Here is a 17938-nt window from a genome sequence, read left to right on the forward strand (position 1 = left end):
GTTGAAAACGACCTCGGAATGCTCATTTACAGCTCGTAAACTCCGCTTCCTCGGCCGTTTTCGCCACCGTTTATCTCTAGCTCGCGAGATCGTGAACAGCTTCTAAGGCATATTGCCGATGATTCGCTTGATCTCCGGCTCTGAGAACCCGCGCAGCGTCTGCGTCCGCACGTTGCCGAGCGAGCCGGCCTTCAACAGCAGAGAGGTGGCGGCCTCCTCCGGCCCCTCGACTATAAGCACCAGGTCGTAATTGCCGACCGTCCAGTAGGCCGCTTTGACCGTGATGCCGAGCGTCTCCGCCAGCGCCTTGAACGCTTGGAAACGATCCGGTGAGTCTTTGACCGCCCGGATGCCCTGATCGGTGAAGTTCGCTAGCGTGATAAAGGTTGCCATGGTTTCACCCCTGTTCGGGTGGATGGATGGCGGTCACTGGGTCGACAGTGATTACCTGGGAGAGGACCGCCACTCTTCCAAATCCGCTAGTCCGACCACACCTTTGAGTCTGTTTCTGCCGCATCGCTACGCGGGCCCATACCGCTGCTGCGCTCCAGCAAAGCAGCCTGGTAGGAATAGCAGTCCACTGCGCCACGCGCATGACCGCTGATCCACAGAGGCATAAAAAAGCCGGCCCGACAGCAAAGCTGGGGGCCGGCGAAGCACTATCGGGTCACACGCACACAACAGCGGAGCCAGTCCGCCTGGCAGCTGCGCGACCCAGCAGCTGCCATTGACCAGCCCGTGTAGCCTGGGCTGGGTTCAACGCCGCGCAGTCAAGCGCGGCGGATCTTGCACAGCAGCTTAACGGGCCGGAGCATCCTGAAAGCTGCCATTGGCGGCATCCTGGTACTCGCGCTCGGCCGCGGCGAAACGCTTGAGCATGGAGGCCGAGGGAGCCTTGTCCAGCAGGCTGAACACCACAATCCCGATGGTGGCGAAGATAAAGCCCGGGATGATTTCGTACAGGCCCAGGTGACCGAGGAAGTTCTTCCACAGGATCACGGTCAAGGCACCGAGCAGCATGCCGGCCAGGGCGCCGTTGCGGGTCATGCGCTTCCACATCAGGGACAGGATCACCACCGGGCCGAAGGCGGCGCCGAAGCCGGCCCAGGCGTAGGACACCAGGCCCAGCACGCGGTTTTCCGGGTTGGCGGCCAGGGCGATGGCGATCACCGCCACCAGCAGCACCATGGCGCGACCGACCCAGACCAGTTCGAGCTGGCTGGCGCCCTTGCGCAGGAAGGCTTTATAGAAGTCTTCGGTCAGGGCGCTGGAGCACACCAGCAGCTGGCAGCTCAGGGTGGACATCACCGCCGCCAGGATGGCGGACAACAGCACGCCGGCAACCCAGGGGTTGAACAGCAGCTTGGCCAGTTCGATAAACACCCGCTCCGGGTTCTCGGTCACGGCGCCGGCCAGGTCCGGGTTAGCCGAGAAGTAGGCGATACCGAAGAAGCCCACGGCCACCGCGCCGCCCAGGCACAGGATCATCCAGGTCATGGAGATGCGCCGGGCCGCCGGGATGGATTTCACCGAATCGGCCGCCATAAAGCGCGCCAGGATATGCGGCTGGCCGAAATAGCCCAGGCCCCAGGCCATCAGCGAGATCACGCCGACAAAGGTGGCGCCCTTGAGCATGTCGAAGTGGGTCGCGTCCTGGGCGGCGATCGCCAGGAAGGTGGTGTCGACGCCGCCGCTGGCCAGCATCACCACTATCGGGGTGAGGATCAGGGCGAAGATCATCAGAGTCGCCTGCACCGTGTCGGTCCAGCTCACCGCGAGGAAGCCACCGATGAAGGTGTAGGCGATGGTCGCCGCCGCGCCGGCCCACAGGGCGGTCTCGTAGGACAGGCCGAAGGTGCTTTCGAACAGGCGCGCACCGGCCACCACGCCCGAGGCGCAGTAGATGGTGAAGAACACCAGGATCACCAGGGCGGAGAAGATGCGCAGCACGCGGCTACTGTCTTCGAAGCGGTTGGTGAAGTAGTCCGGCAGGGTCAGGGCGTTGCCGTTGTGCTCGGTCTGCACGCGCAGACGGCCGGCGACGAACAGCCAGTTGAGGTAGGCACCGGCGATCAGGCCGATGGCGATCCAGCCTTCGGACAGGCCGGACATATACACCGCGCCCGGCAAGCCCATCAGCAGCCAGCCGCTCATGTCGGAAGCGCCGGCGGACAGCGCGGTGACGAAACTACCGAGGCTGCGACCACCGAGGATGTAATCGGAAAGGTTTTGCGTGCGCATATAGGCGAATAGCCCGATCAGCACCATGGCTGCGATGTACACCACGAAGGTGACAAGCATTGGAGTACTAGCTGTCATTGGGGAGCTCCCCTCAGGTTTGTTGTTTTATTCAGGCAACGGGGATAGGCCCGTGCCCTGCTTGGCAAACCGCGCCCGCTTTTGGCGAACGCGCGCTACCGGCAAGGCCGCTACCCCCATAAGGAGCAACCGCCCTGCCGCTTCGGGGTTTTACACACCCCAATACGTGGTGAATTCGTTACGCGTCGGTCAGCGACAACAACGAGGCGTTGCCGCCCACCGCCGTGGTGTTGACCGAGGTGGTGCGCTCGTTGGCAAAGCGCAGCAGATAACTCGGGCCACCGGCTTTCGGCCCGGTGCCGGACAGGCCGCAACCACCGAAGGGCTGCACGCCGACCACCGCGCCGATCTGGTTGCGGTTGACGTAGAGGTTGCCGACCCGCGCCAGCTCCTCGATGCGCCGGGCGGTTTCCTCGTTGCGGCTATGTACACCCAAAGTCAGTCCATAACCTGTGGCATTGATAGCCGCGACCACCTGTTCCAGCTCGCTGGCCTGGAACCGCACTATGTGCAGGATGGGGCCGAAGTTTTCTTTCGTAAGCTCGCTGATGCCGCCGATCTCGAACGCCACCGGCGCCACGAAGTGACCGTCCAGGCCGGCCGGCAGCTGGGTTTCGGCGATCAGCTTGCCCTCGCCCTTAAGCTTGGCGATATGCGCCACCAGGCCGGCTTTGGCTTCGGCGTCGATTACCGGGCCAATATCGTTGACCCGCAGATGAGTCGGGCCCACCTTCAGCTCGGCCATGGCACCCTTGAGCAGCTCCAGCACGCGCTCGGCGATATCGGCCTGCACGTACAACACGCGCAGGGCCGAGCAACGCTGGCCGGCACTGGTGAAGGCCGATTGCACGGCATCCTTGACCACCTGCTCGGGCAGCGCGGTGGAGTCGACTATCATGGCGTTCTGCCCGCCGGTTTCGGCGATCAGCGCGGCGATCGGACCGTCTTTCTCGGCCAACTGGCGGTTGATAATCCGTGCAGTCTCAGTCGATCCGGTAAAGCACACCCCGGCGACCCGCGCATCGCGGCAGAACACGCCACCCAAGGTGGCGCCGTCGCCCGGCAGGAAGGCGATCACGTCTTTCGGCAAACCGGCCTGGAACATCAGTTCCAGGGCGCGGGCGGCGATCAGGCTGGTCTGCTCGGCCGGCTTGGCCAGCACGCAGTTACCGGCCACCAGGGCGGCGGCGATCTGGCCCAGGTAGATGGCCAGGGGGAAGTTCCACGGGCTGACGCAAACGAAGATGCCGCGGCCTTCATGGAACAACTCGTTGCGCTCGCCGGTCGGCCCTTGCAGCTCTTCGCGGCCCAGACGCAGGCGCGCCTGCTGTGCGTAGTAACGGCAGAAGTCCACCGCCTCGCGCACTTCGTCGATCCCGTCCTGCAGCGACTTGCCCGCCTCCAGGGTGCACAGCGCCATCAGCTCGGCGCGGTTGGCTTCCAGCAAATCGGCCAGGCGCTCCAGGATGCTCGCCCGAGCATCGATGGCGGTGGCATTCCAGCGCGGCCAGGCGCCGTGCAGCCCATTCAGCGCATCGGCGGCCTGGGCGGCCGTGGCGAACTGGGCGCTACCCACCACTTTGCTCAGTTCGAACGGGCAGCGCACTTCTTGCGGGCTACCGGCGAGTTTCTCGCCATTGATCACCGGTGCGACCTGCCATTGACGCTTGAGGTGCGACTGGTAGGCGAGCTCCAGCTCACTCCACGACGTTTGGATGTTCATATTGAGGCCTTGGGAATTTTTCCGCGCACTGCCGAACAGCGCAGGCGGGAGGGGGATTTTGTCATTGCCGATGCTTTTGCACGCGCGCAACTGCGTCACCGGATGATCGAGAAGGGACTCGATCGGCGTGCTCGGGTCGACCAGCTGGTGGACGAACGAGGAGTTCGCGCCGTTTTCCAGCAGACGCCGCACCAGGTAGGGCAGCAGGTCCTTATGTGCCCCTACCGGGGCGTAGATGCGCACGTTCTTGCCATGCTTTTCCAGCACTGTGTCGTACAGCGCATCGCCCATGCCGTGCAGGCGCTGGAACTCGAAGTCGCGCGGCTGCTTCTGCTCGGCCACTATCGCCAGGATGCAGCTGACGGTGTGGGCGTTGTGGCTAGCGAACTGCGGGTAGATCACCCCGCGGGTGAAATCCGACAAGAGAAAACGCGCGCAGGCCAGGTAGGAGGTGTCGGTGCCTTCCTTGCGGGTGAATACCGGGTAGCCGTCCAGGCCCTGGACCTGGCTTTGCTTGATCTCGGTGTCCCAGTAGGCGCCCTTGACCAGGCGCAGCGGCATCTTCTCGCCCAGCTCCTTGCCCAGCAGGCACAGCCACACCAACACCGGCAGGCAGCGCTTGGAGTAGGCCTGCACCACCAGGCCGAACTCGCCCCAGCCCTTGAGGGCCGGATCGCGCATCAGCTTTTCATAGAGTTCCAGGGACAGTTCGAGGCGATCGGCCTCCTCGGCGTCCACCGAGATGCCGACATTCAGCTTGCGCGCCCGCACGGCCAGTTCCAGCACATTGGCGAACAGCTCGGTCAGCACGCGCTCGCGCTGCGCCACTTCATAACGCGGGTGCAGGGCCGACAGCTTGATCGAGATGGACGGCCGCGGACCGGGACCGACCTGCGGCTCGGCACCGACCGTGTCGATGGCCTTGCGGTAGTCGGCCATATATTTTTCGGCGTCGCCCTGGGTCAGCGCGGCCTCGCCGAGCATATCGAAGGAGTAGGTGTAGCCCTTCTCGCGCTCCGGGCGACCGTTCTTCAGCGCCTCGGCAATGTTGCGACCAAGCACGAACTGCTTGCCCATCAGCTTCATGGCCTGGTTCATCGCCGCGCGAATCACCGGCTCGCCGGAGCGCTTGATCAGCTTGCCGAGGACGTTTTTCGGCCGGCCGTCGGTGGTTTGCGGGTCGACCACCTTGCCGGTCATCACCAGGCCCCAGGCGGCGAAGTTGACCAGCACGCTGTCGCTCTTGCCCAGGTGGCGTTCCCACTCGGCGGCGCTCAGCTTGTCGCGGATCAGCGCGTCGGCGGTGGCGGCGTCCGGCACGCGCAGCAGAGCCTCGGCCAGGCACATGAGCATCAGCCCTTCCTGGGTGTCGAGGCTGTACTGACGAAGAAGGGCGTCGAGGGTATCGACGGCGTTGTCCCGGCTACGTACATCTTCGATCAGGGTACGGGCACCGCGGCGGATAGTCGCGATGCCGGTCTCACCGGGGTCGGCGAGCTGCAACAGCTCGGTGAGATAGGCTGCCTCGTCAACGCTGTAGTTGGCGCTGATGACAGGGAAAAAATCGGCGGCCTTGGCGGCAGAGATCCGGTTAAGGAACTCGTCCTGCAAGACGTGACTGGCTTTAAACATCACGCCCATCCTCTTGTGGAGACTGTTTGTTATGGGTCTAGCGCAGCCTGGCGGGTCTGACCAATAACGACTGGGCCAAAACCTGCGCACTGCGCGAGCGGTAAGCGAATTTAGTGGCACAGGCATGACAGCTTCTTGCTGAAAGCTCTGGAGTTTTTGCAGAAAGCTCCAGGCCGGGGAACTAATGGCGAACGCTTGTTTGAAAAGCCGCCGACTCGCCGCCAGTTACATGGGCGGCGTGACATGGCGGGCGTTGGCCGCGTCACTGCTGGACCCTCCAGTCAATTCTCCAGTCATATGGCGCCTAGCTATGCATCCGCACAGAACCGCCCTGCATAACGAACTGCATGCCCGCCCCTCGCTGTATTTCAACGAGCCGGCGCACGTCTTCCATATCGCCCTGCTCGACCAGGGCGGGGTCAGCGCGGCGGTGATCGACGCCTTGGCCCAGGGCGCGGCCCAGCCGGCGCCCAACGGCAGCGCCCAGGGCGTGGTGCAACTGGATGGCCACCCGCTGAAGTGGGAACGGCATGCCGAGTTTTTCACCCTGACCCTGGTGCAGCCCAAGCAGACCAACAGCGAGTTCTGGCCGCCCCTGCCCGCCGCCCTGCAGGCGCTGATCGAGCCGCACCGGGCGCTGATCATCAATGCCGTGCAGATCCTGGTGGAGTCCGAACAGCACTGGGAGGGGCATAACGCCCGCTACGGCTTCAAGGACCCGGCCGGCTCGCAGATCGGCGGCGGCGATGCCGTGGTGTGGAGCGACTTCAGGCTGTGCCATGAGGGGCGCAACCGCATCCTGCTGGTCAACCGCAAGCTCAACGCCTATCGCCTGGGGCGGATGATCAGGCGCCTGCTGGAAATCGAGACCTACCGCATGATGGCCTCGCTGACCCTGCCGGTGGCGCAGGCGGTCGACCGCCAGCTCAAGGAGTACGACCAGCAACTGGCCAGCCTGTCCGATCGCAACGCCGACCCCGCCGCCACCAATGCCAAGCAACTACTCAGCGCCATCGCCCTGCTCTCGGCCACTATAGTGCGCAGCACGGCCATTCACCGCCAGCGCTTCAGCGCCGCCGAGGCCTATGCGCAGTTGGTGTTCGAGCGAATCACCGAGCTGCGCGAGAGCCATGTCGGCGACTGCCAGCGCCTCGGCATCTTTATCGAGCGGCGCTTCAAGCCCACGGTGCGCTACTGCGCCGTCACCGACCAGCGCCTGGCCCGTCTGGGCCAGAGCGTGGCCAACCTGGGCGAGCTGCTGCAGACCCGGGTGCAGGTGGAGGTGGAAGAGCAGAACTCGGAGATCCTGCGCAGCCTCAACAGCCGCGCCAGCACCCAGATCAAGATCCAGAAGGCGGTGGAGGGCCTGTCGATCATCGCCATCAGCTACTACCTGCTGAGCCTGTTCAAGCTCGGCGTCGAGGGCGCACACAGTCTGGGCCTCGACCTCTCGCCGCAACTGGCCGCCAGCCTGTTCGGCCCGCTGGCGCTGCTGCTGATCGGCGGCATCGCCCTGCGCATCCGCAAGGCCAAGCGCCATGGCTCCGCCGACCCGGGCTAGGTCAGGTGCTTATAGCCAAGCGCCATTGATCGCCGACCAGGCGCTTGGCAGGCGCCCGCCTACACTGGCTGAACAGGTGCAGGAGCGCATGATCTTGAGCGATGAAGTCTCGGAGTATTCGATCTATAGGCGGGTGGTCTCGCAGTTGATGCAGGGCGAGGAACAACTGCCCAGCCTGCCCACCATCACCCTGGATATCCGCCGCGCCCTGGGCGATCCGCAGGTATCCATGAGCGCCTTGGTGCGCCTGGTCAGCCGCGACCCGGCGCTGAGCGCCATGCTGATGAAACATGCCAGTTGCGCGCTGTACCGCCACAGCGTGACGCCGAAAACCCTGCAGGACGTGATAGTGCTGCTCGGCATGGGCGAGGTCGACCGCATTACCATGGTGCACAGCATCAAGAGCCTGTTCACCCTGCACAGCCCGGCGCACAAGCGCCTGTTTGTCGAGGCTTGGCAGCGCCTGGTGCTCAAGGCCAGCACCTGCGCCCTGCTGGCGCGCCTGCTCAGCCGCATCACCCCGGAACACGCCCTGCTGGCCAGCCTGCTCAGCGAGGTCGGTACCCTCGCCGTGCTCTCGGCGTTCAAGGATGAGGCCGTCATCCCCTCCAGCGAGCTGTACTACCGGCTGTGCCGCGAATACAGCAAACCCCTGAGCATCATAGTGCTGAAGAAATGGGCGGTGGATAACGAATATATCGAGGTGATACGCGGGACCGGCCACTGGCAATACAGCCCTGGGCAGCGCATCGAGTTGCTCGACCTGGTCAATCTGGCGCTCTATCACGCCCTGAAAGAACGCCAGGCCTTTAGCGATCTACCGCCGCTGACGGAACTGGCGGCCTATCAGAAACTCCTGCCGCCGCAGGACTTTATCGGCGAAAACGGCGAACTCAGCCTGATCATCGATCATCGCGCGGATATCCATGCGCTGGCCGCGACCCTGCACTAAAGCCGCTGCAACAACTGGGCAAGCAGGTCCCTATGCCTAGTCGTCGCCGGCCGCCGGGGCCAGGCCCAGGCTGGCGAAGCATTCACGCAGGTGCTTGATTTCCTGCTTGCTGCACACATTGCCGTGGTGCGGGTGATGCAGAAAAAATTCCTGCCCGTGCAACACCACGCGAAAGCGCGCACCGAGAATCGGCTCGACCGTCGCCCCCAGGTGATGCAGCAAGGACTCCACCTCACGCCAGTGGATATTGCCGGGCAAGGGCCCGTGGCAAATCGAGTGCAACAGACTCTGGTACTTGTGGCTCATGGCTCGCCCTCCGGCTGACTACCCTGCTACTGGCAGGATAGCGGAGTGTGCGGCCCTGCTCGGGAAACCCTGAGCAGGGCCGCCGAGCGGGACGCTGCCAGGAGCTGGGTCAGCCAGGCGCTGCGCTACAACCTTGTCACTCCAGCAGAATTGCCTGCGATAGATGCGCGAAAACCGTGGCAACACGGCGCAGGTGCCTGGACTCACTATGTGTCAGCAACCAGAGATCGGTCTGGCAGTCATCCAGGCTGTCGCTGATCGGGATGAGGTCTTCTCGCCCCTGGGCCAGGAAAATTGGAAGGATGCCCACACCCAGCCCCAGGGCCACCAGTTCCATGACAGTCAGGATGCTGTTGACCCGGTAGGCGGGCAGCACTTTCGGGAAGTGCTTTCTGCGCCAAAGCACCGAGGGATGTTCCGGAAGCGCATCATCCGGCGCTATCCAGTCGACCTCCCGCGCACTCAGCGCCTCGAGGCTGCTTATCCCGCTGAGCTTATGGGCATAGAGCGCAACGCGTATCGGCCCAAGGCATCTGCCCACCAGATGTTGTGGCGGGCGCTTGGTCGCCCGAACGGCGATATCGGCATCGCGCCGGGTCAGGTTCGCCAGTTCATTGCCTGTATGCAGCTCTAGGCTGAGGCGCGGGTGCTGGTCGCGCAAGGCCTTCAGCGAGGGCGCGAGCAGACCATGCAGAATGGTGTCCGTGGTGCTGATGCGTACCGAACCCGCCACCTCCTCTGGCTGCAATTGCGCTGCAGAGCGTGCCGCTTCCAGAGCCATCTCCATCTGCTCGGCATGTTCCGCCAAGGTGCAGGCCAGCTCAGTTGCCAGGTAACCAAGCCGGGAGCGCTCAAACAAGCGCTGGCCGAGATGGCGCTCAATGCGCTTGAGCGAGCGAAAGACCGTCGAGCTATCGACGCCGAGACGCTCGGCCGCCGCGGCGAGGGTGGCGCCCCGGCTCAGGCAGAGGACGACGTGAAGATCTGCAGCGCTGAGCTGGTATTGCGTTCGTGCATTCATGAGTTGCCCTGCAGCCTATTTAAATTGCACCAGCGCAATCTTAGGCTGGACTCGACAGCCCCTCAATGGAGAAACGCAATGCGCCACTTATTGGCACTCAATCCCACTCAGCTGGGGATCACCTTGCTGCGCACTAGCCTGGGCAGCATGTGGATCGCCCATGCCCTGCTCAAATACTTGGTCTTCAGCCTGGCGGGTACCGCGCAGTTCTTTGCCAGCGTTGGCTTTCCCGGATTGCTGGCCTATCCGGTGTTTGCCGCTGAACTGCTGGGTGGTCTGGCCCTTATCCTCGGGTTTTACCCGCGCCAGGTCGCGCTTGCCCTGGCGCCTATCCTGGCCGGTGCGACCTGGGTGCATCTGCCTAATGGCTGGGTCCACACCAGCCCAGGTGGCGGCTGGGAATACCCGCTGCTGCTGACGGTCGCCTCAGTCGCGTTGTGGCTTATGGGTGACGGCGCCTTTGCCGCACGACGCAGCCAACGCTTCGTCTTAAGCCAGTAGAGGACCCACTCATGCCGGCACCATTCCGATTGGTAAGCCATGCACTCTGCCCCTATGTCCAGCGCGCCTGCATAGTGCTGATGGAGAAGGGCATGGCCTTCGAGCGAATAGATATCGATCTGGCCAACAAGCCAGGCTGGTTCCTGCACCTGTCCCCACTGGGCAAGACACCGGTACTGCTGGTGGAGGATCAGGCCCTCTTTGAGTCTGCGGTGATCTGTGAGTATCTGGACGAGATCAGCTCGCCGCCACTGCACCCGCAAGATGCCTTGCAGCGGGCCCGGCATAGGTCGTGGATGGAGTTCGGCTCGACTGTCCTCAACAGCATTGCCGGCTTTTACAGCGCCGAGACGGAATCCGGCCTCGCCGCCAAGGCCGATGAACTCGCGATCAAGTTCAAGCAGGTGGAGGCGGCGCTGGATAAAGGGCCTTACTTTATGGGAGCAAGGTTCTCGATGGTCGACGCGGTGTTTGCACCTATCTTCCGCTACTTCGATGTATTCGACGACATAGCCGACTTTGGCCTGTTGACCCACAGCGCAAAATTACGCACCTGGCGCGCCCAGCTCTGCGCGCGGCCGTCAGTGCAACAAGCCGTCGGGCTGGACTACCCGCAGCTATTGCGCACCTTCTTACTCGCCAAGAACTCGGCGCTGTCCAGGCGCCTAGGCGCCTTGCCGATCGGCTGAAGCCGGCTCGCCGCACAGTTGCGGCCCTATAGCCGGTGAGCCTGGCCAGGATCGAACGCCGCGTATAGGCTGCAAGCACTGGCATAACCACTCAGGGATGGAGCCCCATGATCATCGGCCATGCACCAGCCGGATACATAGCCGCAGCGCTGTTACACGGCAAGCTGTTGGCCGGCCAGGTTTCGGCCCAGGCCTTTATCGTTGCCGGCGTGCTGGGGTAAACCCTCGGGCAATGCCGCTTAGTCGGCGCCGCGCAGGCGCTTGGGAGTCAGGCCGAGGTAGCGGCGCATGGCGGTGGTCAGGGCGCTCTGGCTGGAGAAGCCGCATTCTTCGGCGATGCGGATCAGCGGCAGGCCGCTTTCGCGCAGCAGGCGGGCCGCGCGGTCCAGGCGGGTCTTGAGCAGGTACTGGTGCGGCGTCAGGCCGACGCTGTCCTTGAACTGGGCGTGGAAATGACTGGGGCTGAGGCACGCCACCTGGGCCAGCTCGGCCACGCTGATACGCCGCGCCAGGTGCTCGACTATATAGCTGTCGAGGCGTTCCAGATTCAGCGGGCCCAGCACCCGCGCCTGCTGCTCGCCGAACAGGCGCAGGTGCAGCGCGCGCAGCAACACCCCGCCCAGGGCGCGGGCCAGCATGGGATCGGAGCCGTAGCGCTCCAGTTCCGCCCCGGCATAACTCAGCAGGTTCTGGAAGTCGGCATCCAGCTGCGGATAACGCGGGGTTTCGAATAGGTGGGTGAGCAGCTGCAGGTCTGCGCTGGAGGTGTCCTGCTCGTTCAGGTCGATGATCAGCATGCGGTTATCGCCGATGCCGGCGAACTGGTGGTCGGCATCCCCCGGCACCAGGCAGGCGCGCATGCGGCACACCTCGCCGCCACGGCCATTGACCTCGAACTCCGCGCGCCCAGCCAACGACAGCACCAACTGGTGGTGATCGTGGGTGTGTTCATGGGCCTGATCATCCAGGCGCAGCAGGCGGGCTTTGAGCATTGCAAGGGCCATCCGCGGGTGATATGGCGGCACTTTAACCAGTTGCGCCGCGCGCCGTAAGCCCCGCCGACCAGTGGCTGGCCAGTATCTTGCTATCCCCTTGGCAGAGCCGCTGTTTCCAGGGAGTACCCAGCCAATGCAGTCCACCTTGCCCCCCACCACCGCGCCCGGCATCGATGGCCGTTTCTGTCTGGTGGCCAGTTGTTGGCTGGCCGGCATCCCCCTGGCCCTGAGCGGCCTGTTCTGGCCGGCGCTGGCCAGCCTGGTGGCCGGCCTGCTGCTCTACCTGCTGCAGCAACAAGGCCAGCGCCAACAGCTGCGGCGCCTGCAACGCGGCCTGGCGCAGCTGTGCGGCGACAGCCGGCCCGACCTGCATCGGTTGATCGTCAGCAGCGGCGAGGAACGTCGCAGCGCCGAGCGCCTGCGCAGCGAGGTGCAGTTCGCCGGCCAGGCCCTGGCGCAGATGGCGGCCACCGCGCAACAGCGCAGCGATGAACAGGGCCAGCAGGTGGCGAATATCGGCCAGGCCAGCGCGGCTATCGGCCAGACCCTGGGGCGGATCCAGCACCTCGGCCAGCAGGCCAAAAGCGCCTTTCAGCTGGCGCACCAAAAGAGTGAGGCCGGCCGCCAGGACGCCCAATCGGTGGGCAGCGCCATGAGCGATATCCGCCATAGCCTGGGACGCACCGCCGACGCCGTGAGCCAGCTGCTCAATCACACCCAGGCGGTGGAAAGCTCCTTGCAGAGCATCCAGAGCCTGGCCAAACAGACCCAGTTGCTGGCCCTCAACGCCTCAATCGAAGCCGCCCGCGCCGGCGAGCAAGGCCGTGGCTTCGCCGTGGTCGCCGACGAGGTGCGTCAGCTATCCCTGGCCAGCGACCAGGCCGCGCAGCACATCACCCGGGTGGTCGGCGATATCGGTCAGGCGGTGCACAGCGTGCGCCATGAGGTCGAAGAACACCGCCACTTGCTCGACCAAGGCGCCAGCCGCAGCCAGGCCCTGGCCGAGGACCTGCACCAGCTCGCGCAACACAACCAGCACAGCCTGGCCGAGCTGCACAGCCTGCAACTGGCCCTGGACGAACACGGCAGCGCCAGCCAGGCCCTGCATGACCAGCTGCAGCGCATCGGCCAAGCGGTCAACGCCCAGCGCGAACAATCCCACGAGCTGCACAGCCTGACCCTGTACCTCAATCGGCTCACCGACGCCGATGCCAACGCGCAACGGAGCTGACCCATGGCTATCTGGCTGACCCCGCTGCTCGCCGCCCTCGCCCTGCTCGCCAGCCATACCTGGCTGCTGTTGGCCAGACGGCGGCGCCAACGCGCCCGCGAGCGGCTGTCCAACAACAGCCTGCAACTGGCCCTGGAACTGCTGCAGAACCTGCAGAAACACCGCGGCCTCGGCCCGCTCAAGGATGCCCAGAGCCAAACCCAGCGCGCGGCCATCGCCCGGCAACTGGATCGGCTCTGGCCAGGCTGGCCGAGCGCCGCGCAACGTCTGCCCGACCTCAATGCCGCCTGGCCGGCGCTGCGCGCGCAACCGGCGGACTTCAACGGCCACTGCCACCTGATCGAGCATCTGCTGGAGGCCATCCAGCTGCTGGAACTGCGCCTGGGTGAGCAGCACGCCCAGGTCAGCGCCGGGCTTAGCGAGGCCTGTCGCAGCCTCGAGGATCTGGGCCGACTGCGGGCGTTTGCGGTGCGCGCGGCCAATCACCCGCGCTGCCCCTTGGAGCTGCAGATTCAGATGCGCTACCTGTGCCAGCGCCTGGCCGGACCCAGCTGTGAACAACGGGTCCGTGCGGTGATCGAGCGCCTGGACCGTGAACTGATAGGCGCGGCGCATATCCGCCTGGCCCCCATGGATTGCTTCGCCCTGCTCACCCCGATCATCGACGAGCGCCTGCAGGCTTTGCGCGCCAGCCTGGCCTAAGAACCTGCCTACGATCTGCTGCGCGTCGGCCATCCGGCGTTAAAAACAGCCTCGAAATGCTCATTTACAGCTCGTAAACTCCGCTTCCTCGGCTGTTTTTGCCTTGTCTGGCTCTAGCTCGCGAGATCGTAAACAGGTTCTAAGCAGCCCCCTGCCAGGCTGGCCACATTAAGCTGACAGGGCGGCGCGACGCGCTATCACGCGGCGGCCGAAACCGGCGCTCGAACGCTGTATCTGGAACGGACTCGCCAAGGACTTAGGGCCGCCGACTGGCCGCGAGCTTGGCGCGATAGAGCCGCAGGCTCTCGGGGTTAAGCCACTGTTCATAGAAGGTCTGAAAGCGGGCGCGCAATGCTGGGTCAGCCAGCAAAGCATCCACCTGAGCCACGGTGCGTTCCCCCCAGGGGGTACGCGCGCAACTGAAGCGCGCTTCCAACAACCCGGTATTTTCCGCCACGGGCAGAAATACCGTGGGCTCCTGGCCAGCCTGCTGCCTCTGCAAGTACAGCTCCTCCACCGCAAAGCCCAGGGTGAAATCGATACGACCTCGCTGCAGCATGCCGTACAAGCCCTCGCTGTTATCCTCGCCGGCGCGCCAGACCACGCTCGGATCCGACTCGGTCGCGGCCAGCGGCTCCAGTAACTTATCGACCGCGCCGCCGTAGACCCGGCTGCGGGTTACCCCCATGCGCAATGCCCGATCCGCGATAATCCGCGCCAACTGCAGATCGCCGGCGCCATCGCGGTAAGGTGCAAAACGCGGCACCAACCGTTGCAGGGTAATGATGCCGCTGGGCAGCACTCGCAGATAAGGCCGACTGAATACGGCAAAACCCTCGCGCTTGGGGGTCTGGAACAGGGTCGCCGAACAGACCTGGTGCTTGCCATGCAAACCCGCCTGCATGATCTGCTCGCGGCGACTGGCATTGCCCTGTACTGAACGATGCTGGTAACCGGGCAACAGTTGCTGAAGCAGCAACTGGGATCTGTCCAGATAGCCCTCGCCGGTCTGTGGCCCGTGCAAAATCATAAAGGGCTTAAAGTCGCTCACCAGCCAGAACACATCCGGCTCGACGGCGGGCTCGGCAAACAGCGACAGGGACTGCCCACACAGCAAGACGGTGGACAGCAGTAAGCGCAGACGCATAAGCATCTCCTCGTTGCCAGCAGCCTTTCGGGCTCGCGTCTGTTAAGCCTGAACGACTTCTGCGACTGCCCTTTTTCTGCAAGCAGTGTAGCCGGCCACCCCAGGCCGAGCCGACAGCGGCACCCGCAAAGCGGCTATGCTGGCAACCACCGCCCACAGACAGGAGTTGACCATGACTGCCCTCCGTTTGCCGCTGCTGCTCAGCCTTGCCTTGTTGAGTGCCTGCGCGCAAAAGCCGACCAGCGTGGCCCTGCAACAGAACCAGCAGAGCAAATGCCCGATGACCCTGCACAGGGGCCAGCAACTGATCCTGACGATGCCGAGCAACCCCACCACGGGCTTTCGCTGGCTGGTCCGCGACGCTGCCGCCAATGTCCTGCAAAGCCTTGGCCCGGAGGTGTACAGCAACCCGGAAGACGCCGGCCTGGTTGGCAGCGCCGGGCGCTCGACCTGGCGCTTCCAGGCCAAGCAAGCCGGTGAAGGACGCCTGCTGCTGACCTATGAGCGGCCCTGGGAAGTGGGCGTGGTGCCGGCACGGCGTTTCGACTGCGGCATAAGGGTCGAGTGAGCCGGCGGTGCGGGACTGTTCGTACTGTCCGATAGCCTGATCGGTATCCACCGTTTTGTCGCGCCATTCGAGGCTGCGCCTTACGCCATTATCCTCAGCTACTGGTTGGGTCAATGGGGCATCGCCGCCTCGACTTTCCGGCGCCGAAAAAGCCTTAATCGGTGACAGCTTTAACCAGCAGAGCAACAATAAATCAGCTATAGAAATAGACAGGAACAACTCAGAGAAAACATCATGATGGACAAGAGGTATGTAGTTAGCCTGCTCCTCATGCTGACATGGCTATCGGGTTGCAGCAGCCTGTTACCCAGCGAACACGCAGAAGCGCGCTCCCCTTTCGGTGACTACCTGGACTCAGAAATACGCTACTCCCAGGCCATACCGGGAAAAACCACTCGCTCCGAACTCTTCGCCCTGGGCTTCGATCCGCTGACCCAGGGCAACGGCAGGATGCTCTCCTTTATCGACATCCGCCTGATGTTCGTGCAGGCGAATGTGCCCCTCGACTACCTGCCCGATGGCCTGCTGCGCTGCCTGGAAGCCAAGGACCGCTGTGTGGGTTACGCCTTCGAATTCAACAAGACCGACACCAAACGGGTGGGCAACTTCTGGGCCGACGCGTTCAACTTCCGCAAGAAACGCGAACTGCAGGGCTGGGCTTTCCGCGCGGTGTTCATCCTGGTGGATGACATGCTGGTGCACAAGCTGAGCAATGGCGAACCGAATATTCGCCGCTACGAAGTCAAGCGCAATCCGCTGGGTCCGCTGCAGGGGGCTGGCGAGTTCATTTTCGACCAAATGAAGTAATGATGGTTTGGCTTAGCGCCGCACTTGGCTAAAATGCCGGCCTTTCTCGACTTATGCGCAGCCACCGTGACCAAACAGCCCGATCGCCTCTTCGCCCAGCCCCTGGCCCAGGTGCCGGACTTCGCCTTCAACGAGGACGTGGTGCGGGTGTTCCCGGACATGATCAAGCGCTCGGTACCCGGCTACCCGACCATAGTCGAGAACATCGGCGTGCTGGCCAGCCAATTCGCCCAGCCGCACAGCCTGCTGTATGACCTGGGCAGCTCCCTCGGCGCCGTGACCCAAGCCCTGCGCCGCCATGTGCAGATCGAAGACTGCCGGGTAATCGCCGTGGACAACTCCAGCGCCATGGTCGAGCGCTGCCGCGAATACCTGCATGCCCAGGACTCGATGTTTCAGGAACTGCTGCCAGTCGAGGTACTCGAAGCGGATATTCTGAGCCTGGAATTTCAACCGACTTCTCTGGTGGCGCTGAACTTCACCCTGCAATTTATCCAGCCAGAACAACGCCTGGCCTTGCTCACGCGCATTCGCCAGGCCCTGCTGCCCGGCGGCGCGCTGATTCTGTCGGAAAAGCTGCGTTTCGAAGACAGCCAGCAGCACGAGCTGCTCACGAACTTGCATATCGCCTTCAAACGCGCCAATGGCTACAGCGAACTGGAAATCGCGCAGAAGCGTAGCGCCATCGAAAAGGTCATGCTGCCGGACAGCCTGGAGCAGCACCGCGAGCGCTTGCTGGCCGCCGGTTTCAGCAAAGTCGTGCCCTGGTTCCAGTGCCTTAACTTCGCCTCCCTGATTGCCCTGCCATGATCAACCGCCTCGACCTCGACGCCCTGCAAGCGGCGCTTGCCGGTACGCCACTGCAAGACTGGTCGGCCGACCTGCCCGGGCAGATCGACGCCAAGCTGGCCATAGGTCATGGCGATCTGCAGCGCTGGTATGGCGCGGTACAAGCATTGCCGACGCTCAACGTCGAGCAGCTGGAGCTGCTGAAGACCTTTAGCTTTTCCGGCCCTTGCGACGAGCCCACTCGAGCGGCGCTGAAAAGCGCGCTGCAAGGCCTGAGCCCCTGGCGCAAAGGTCCCTTTGATCTATTCGGCGTGCATATCGACACCGAATGGCGTTCGGACTGGAAATGGCAGCGCGTCGCCCCACACCTGGAGCTGACGGGCAAACGCATACTGGATGTCGGCTGCGGCAACGGCTACTACATGTGGCGCATGCTCGGCGCCGGCGCCGCCAGCGTGGTCGGCATCGACCCCAACTGGCTGTTCCTCTGCCAGTTCCTGGCGCTCAAGAATTACCTGCCCGAGCTGCCCGCCTGGCATCTGCCCCTGGCCTTCGAAGAATTGCCGGCCAAGTTGCAAGGCTTCGACACGGTGTTTTCGATGGGCGTGCTGTACCACCGCCGCTCCCCCATCGATCATTTGCTGGACCTGAAGGATTGCCTGGTCAAGGACGGCGAGCTGGTTCTGGAAACCCTGGTGGTGGAAGGCGATGCGCAGCAGGTGCTGATACCGGAAGACCGCTACGCGCAGATGCGCAACGTCTGGTTCCTGCCCTCGGTAGCGGCGCTGGAGCTGTGGTTGCGCCGCGCCGGTTTCGTCGATATCCGCTGCGTGGATGTCAGCAGCACTTCGGTGCAAGAGCAGCGCTCGACCGACTGGATGCGCTTCCAGTCGCTGCCGGAGTTCCTCGACCCGGCCGACCATAGCCGCACGGTGGAAGGCCTGCCGGCGCCCAGTCGCGCCGTGCTGGTGGCGCGCAAGCCGTAACCGTAGGTT

General features: G+C 63.9%; 17 protein-coding genes and 1 pseudogene. 11 read left to right on the forward strand and 7 right to left on the reverse strand.

Annotation, left to right across the window (positions count from 1 at the left end; all coding sequences use genetic code 11):
- Nucleotides 1-102: 102 nt before the first annotated feature.
- The 3 genes from Q8Q83_RS01470 to putA form a co-directional block, all read right to left on the reverse strand.
- The gene (locus Q8Q83_RS01470) at nucleotides 103-393 is read right to left on the reverse strand and encodes a GYD domain-containing protein (RefSeq protein WP_305620502.1); all 291 of its coding nucleotides are present in this window, start codon (nucleotides 391-393) and stop codon (nucleotides 103-105) included.
- A gap of 405 nt (nucleotides 394-798) precedes the next feature.
- A complete protein-coding gene (gene putP / locus Q8Q83_RS01475; protein WP_305620504.1) occupies nucleotides 799-2319 on the reverse strand; it encodes a sodium/proline symporter PutP in 1521 nt (506 codons plus the stop codon).
- A 178-nt stretch (nucleotides 2320-2497) separates the two neighbouring features.
- A complete protein-coding gene (putA, locus tag Q8Q83_RS01480; RefSeq protein WP_305620506.1) occupies nucleotides 2498-5674 on the reverse strand; it encodes a bifunctional proline dehydrogenase/L-glutamate gamma-semialdehyde dehydrogenase PutA in 3177 nt (1058 codons plus the stop codon).
- A 310-nt stretch (nucleotides 5675-5984) separates the two neighbouring features.
- Here putA and Q8Q83_RS01485 point away from each other — a divergent pair, with 310 nt between their 5' ends.
- Both Q8Q83_RS01485 and Q8Q83_RS01490 read left to right on the forward strand, forming a co-directional pair.
- On the forward strand, nucleotides 5985-7235 hold the full coding sequence (locus Q8Q83_RS01485; protein ID WP_305620507.1) for a DUF3422 domain-containing protein: 1251 nt from the start codon (nucleotides 5985-5987) through the stop codon (nucleotides 7233-7235).
- Between the two features lie 88 nt (nucleotides 7236-7323).
- Nucleotides 7324-8187, forward strand: coding sequence for an HDOD domain-containing protein (locus Q8Q83_RS01490; protein ID WP_305620509.1), 864 nt, complete (start codon nucleotides 7324-7326; stop codon nucleotides 8185-8187).
- A gap of 36 nt (nucleotides 8188-8223) precedes the next feature.
- On the opposite strand, the gene Q8Q83_RS01495 is transcribed toward Q8Q83_RS01490, so the two are convergent.
- Both Q8Q83_RS01495 and Q8Q83_RS01500 read right to left on the reverse strand, forming a co-directional pair.
- Entirely contained in the window at nucleotides 8224-8493 is a 270-nt protein-coding gene (locus Q8Q83_RS01495; RefSeq protein WP_305620510.1) for a hypothetical protein, read from the reverse strand.
- A gap of 136 nt (nucleotides 8494-8629) precedes the next feature.
- Nucleotides 8630-9514 carry a LysR family transcriptional regulator gene (locus Q8Q83_RS01500; RefSeq protein ID WP_305620512.1) on the reverse strand — a complete coding sequence of 295 codons (885 nt, stop codon included), beginning with the start codon at nucleotides 9512-9514 and terminating at the stop codon, nucleotides 8630-8632.
- A gap of 78 nt (nucleotides 9515-9592) precedes the next feature.
- Here Q8Q83_RS01500 and Q8Q83_RS01505 point away from each other — a divergent pair, with 78 nt between their 5' ends.
- Nucleotides 9593-10015 carry a DoxX family protein gene (locus Q8Q83_RS01505; protein ID WP_305620513.1) on the forward strand — a complete coding sequence of 141 codons (423 nt, stop codon included), beginning with the start codon at nucleotides 9593-9595 and terminating at the stop codon, nucleotides 10013-10015.
- An 11-nt stretch (nucleotides 10016-10026) separates the two neighbouring features.
- Nucleotides 10027-10704 carry a glutathione S-transferase family protein gene (locus Q8Q83_RS01510; RefSeq protein WP_305620514.1) on the forward strand — a complete coding sequence of 226 codons (678 nt, stop codon included), beginning with the start codon at nucleotides 10027-10029 and terminating at the stop codon, nucleotides 10702-10704.
- Between the two features lie 239 nt (nucleotides 10705-10943).
- On the opposite strand, the gene Q8Q83_RS01515 is transcribed toward Q8Q83_RS01510, so the two are convergent.
- On the reverse strand, nucleotides 10944-11696 hold the full coding sequence (locus tag Q8Q83_RS01515) for an AraC family transcriptional regulator (protein ID WP_305620516.1): 753 nt from the start codon (nucleotides 11694-11696) through the stop codon (nucleotides 10944-10946).
- A gap of 655 nt (nucleotides 11697-12351) precedes the next feature.
- Here Q8Q83_RS01515 and Q8Q83_RS20145 point away from each other — a divergent pair.
- Both Q8Q83_RS20145 and Q8Q83_RS01525 read left to right on the forward strand, forming a co-directional pair.
- Nucleotides 12352-12930, forward strand: coding sequence for a methyl-accepting chemotaxis protein (locus Q8Q83_RS20145; RefSeq protein ID WP_371132344.1), 579 nt, complete (start codon nucleotides 12352-12354; stop codon nucleotides 12928-12930).
- Nucleotides 12931-12933: 3 nt separating this feature from the next.
- On the forward strand, nucleotides 12934-13632 hold the full coding sequence (locus Q8Q83_RS01525; protein ID WP_305620518.1) for a hypothetical protein: 699 nt from the start codon (nucleotides 12934-12936) through the stop codon (nucleotides 13630-13632).
- A 256-nt stretch (nucleotides 13633-13888) separates the two neighbouring features.
- On the opposite strand, the gene Q8Q83_RS01530 is transcribed toward Q8Q83_RS01525, so the two are convergent.
- Complete coding sequence (locus tag Q8Q83_RS01530) at nucleotides 13889-14779, reverse strand: TIGR02285 family protein (RefSeq protein WP_305620520.1); 891 nt, start codon at nucleotides 14777-14779, stop codon at nucleotides 13889-13891.
- Between the two features lie 172 nt (nucleotides 14780-14951).
- Between Q8Q83_RS01530 and Q8Q83_RS01535 the strand changes: the two genes are divergently transcribed.
- The 5 genes and pseudogenes from Q8Q83_RS01535 (at nucleotide 14952) to cmoB (ending at nucleotide 17929) form a co-directional block, all read left to right on the forward strand.
- Nucleotides 14952-15347 (forward strand): protease inhibitor I42 family protein, encoded by a 396-nt coding sequence (locus Q8Q83_RS01535; RefSeq protein ID WP_305620522.1) that lies wholly within the window; start codon nucleotides 14952-14954, stop codon nucleotides 15345-15347.
- Nucleotides 15348-15512 (forward strand): annotated as a pseudogene (locus Q8Q83_RS01540) (lysoplasmalogenase family protein); the annotation flags it as partial.
- Nucleotides 15513-15617: 105 nt separating this feature from the next.
- Nucleotides 15618-16154 carry a hypothetical protein gene (locus Q8Q83_RS01545; protein WP_371132341.1) on the forward strand — a complete coding sequence of 179 codons (537 nt, stop codon included), beginning with the start codon at nucleotides 15618-15620 and terminating at the stop codon, nucleotides 16152-16154.
- Between the two features lie 33 nt (nucleotides 16155-16187).
- Complete coding sequence (gene cmoA, locus Q8Q83_RS01550; protein WP_305620555.1) at nucleotides 16188-16964, forward strand: carboxy-S-adenosyl-L-methionine synthase CmoA; 777 nt, start codon at nucleotides 16188-16190, stop codon at nucleotides 16962-16964.
- On the forward strand, nucleotides 16961-17929 hold the full coding sequence (gene cmoB, locus Q8Q83_RS01555; protein WP_305620524.1) for a tRNA 5-methoxyuridine(34)/uridine 5-oxyacetic acid(34) synthase CmoB: 969 nt from the start codon (nucleotides 16961-16963) through the stop codon (nucleotides 17927-17929). Before cmoA ends, cmoB begins: the two co-directional genes overlap by 4 nt.
- Nucleotides 17930-17938: the final 9 nt, after the last annotated feature.

This window comes from Pseudomonas sp. (assembly GCF_030696055.1).
In the GTDB taxonomy this organism is placed as follows: domain Bacteria; phylum Pseudomonadota; class Gammaproteobacteria; order Pseudomonadales; family Pseudomonadaceae; genus Aquipseudomonas.

Excerpts from the sequence above, each read along its gene's own strand:
- Q8Q83_RS01470 (WP_305620502.1), bottom strand. The coding sequence starts at position 393 with ATGGCAACCTTTATCACGCTAGCGAACTTCACCGATCAGGGCATCCGG.
- Q8Q83_RS01535 (WP_305620522.1), top strand. The coding sequence starts at position 14,952 with ATGACTGCCCTCCGTTTGCCGCTGCTGCTCAGCCTTGCCTTGTTGAGT.
- Q8Q83_RS01485 (WP_305620507.1), top strand. The coding sequence starts at position 5,985 with ATGCATCCGCACAGAACCGCCCTGCATAACGAACTGCATGCCCGCCCC.
- putP (WP_305620504.1), bottom strand. The coding sequence starts at position 2,319 with ATGACAGCTAGTACTCCAATGCTTGTCACCTTCGTGGTGTACATCGCA.
- Q8Q83_RS01545 (WP_371132341.1), top strand. The coding sequence starts at position 15,618 with ATGCTGACATGGCTATCGGGTTGCAGCAGCCTGTTACCCAGCGAACAC.
- Q8Q83_RS01495 (WP_305620510.1), bottom strand. The coding sequence starts at position 8,493 with ATGAGCCACAAGTACCAGAGTCTGTTGCACTCGATTTGCCACGGGCCC.
- Q8Q83_RS01530 (WP_305620520.1), bottom strand. The coding sequence starts at position 14,779 with ATGCGTCTGCGCTTACTGCTGTCCACCGTCTTGCTGTGTGGGCAGTCC.
- Q8Q83_RS20145 (WP_371132344.1), top strand. The coding sequence starts at position 12,352 with ATGAGCGATATCCGCCATAGCCTGGGACGCACCGCCGACGCCGTGAGC.
- Q8Q83_RS01500 (WP_305620512.1), bottom strand. The coding sequence starts at position 9,514 with ATGAATGCACGAACGCAATACCAGCTCAGCGCTGCAGATCTTCACGTC.
- putA (WP_305620506.1), bottom strand. The coding sequence starts at position 5,674 with ATGTTTAAAGCCAGTCACGTCTTGCAGGACGAGTTCCTTAACCGGATC.
- cmoA (WP_305620555.1), top strand. The coding sequence starts at position 16,188 with ATGCCGGCCTTTCTCGACTTATGCGCAGCCACCGTGACCAAACAGCCC.
- Q8Q83_RS01505 (WP_305620513.1), top strand. The coding sequence starts at position 9,593 with ATGCGCCACTTATTGGCACTCAATCCCACTCAGCTGGGGATCACCTTG.
- Q8Q83_RS01490 (WP_305620509.1), top strand. The coding sequence starts at position 7,324 with ATGATCTTGAGCGATGAAGTCTCGGAGTATTCGATCTATAGGCGGGTG.
- Q8Q83_RS01515 (WP_305620516.1), bottom strand. The coding sequence starts at position 11,696 with ATGCTCAAAGCCCGCCTGCTGCGCCTGGATGATCAGGCCCATGAACAC.
- Q8Q83_RS01510 (WP_305620514.1), top strand. The coding sequence starts at position 10,027 with ATGCCGGCACCATTCCGATTGGTAAGCCATGCACTCTGCCCCTATGTC.
- Q8Q83_RS01525 (WP_305620518.1), top strand. The coding sequence starts at position 12,934 with ATGGCTATCTGGCTGACCCCGCTGCTCGCCGCCCTCGCCCTGCTCGCC.
- cmoB (WP_305620524.1), top strand. The coding sequence starts at position 16,961 with ATGATCAACCGCCTCGACCTCGACGCCCTGCAAGCGGCGCTTGCCGGT.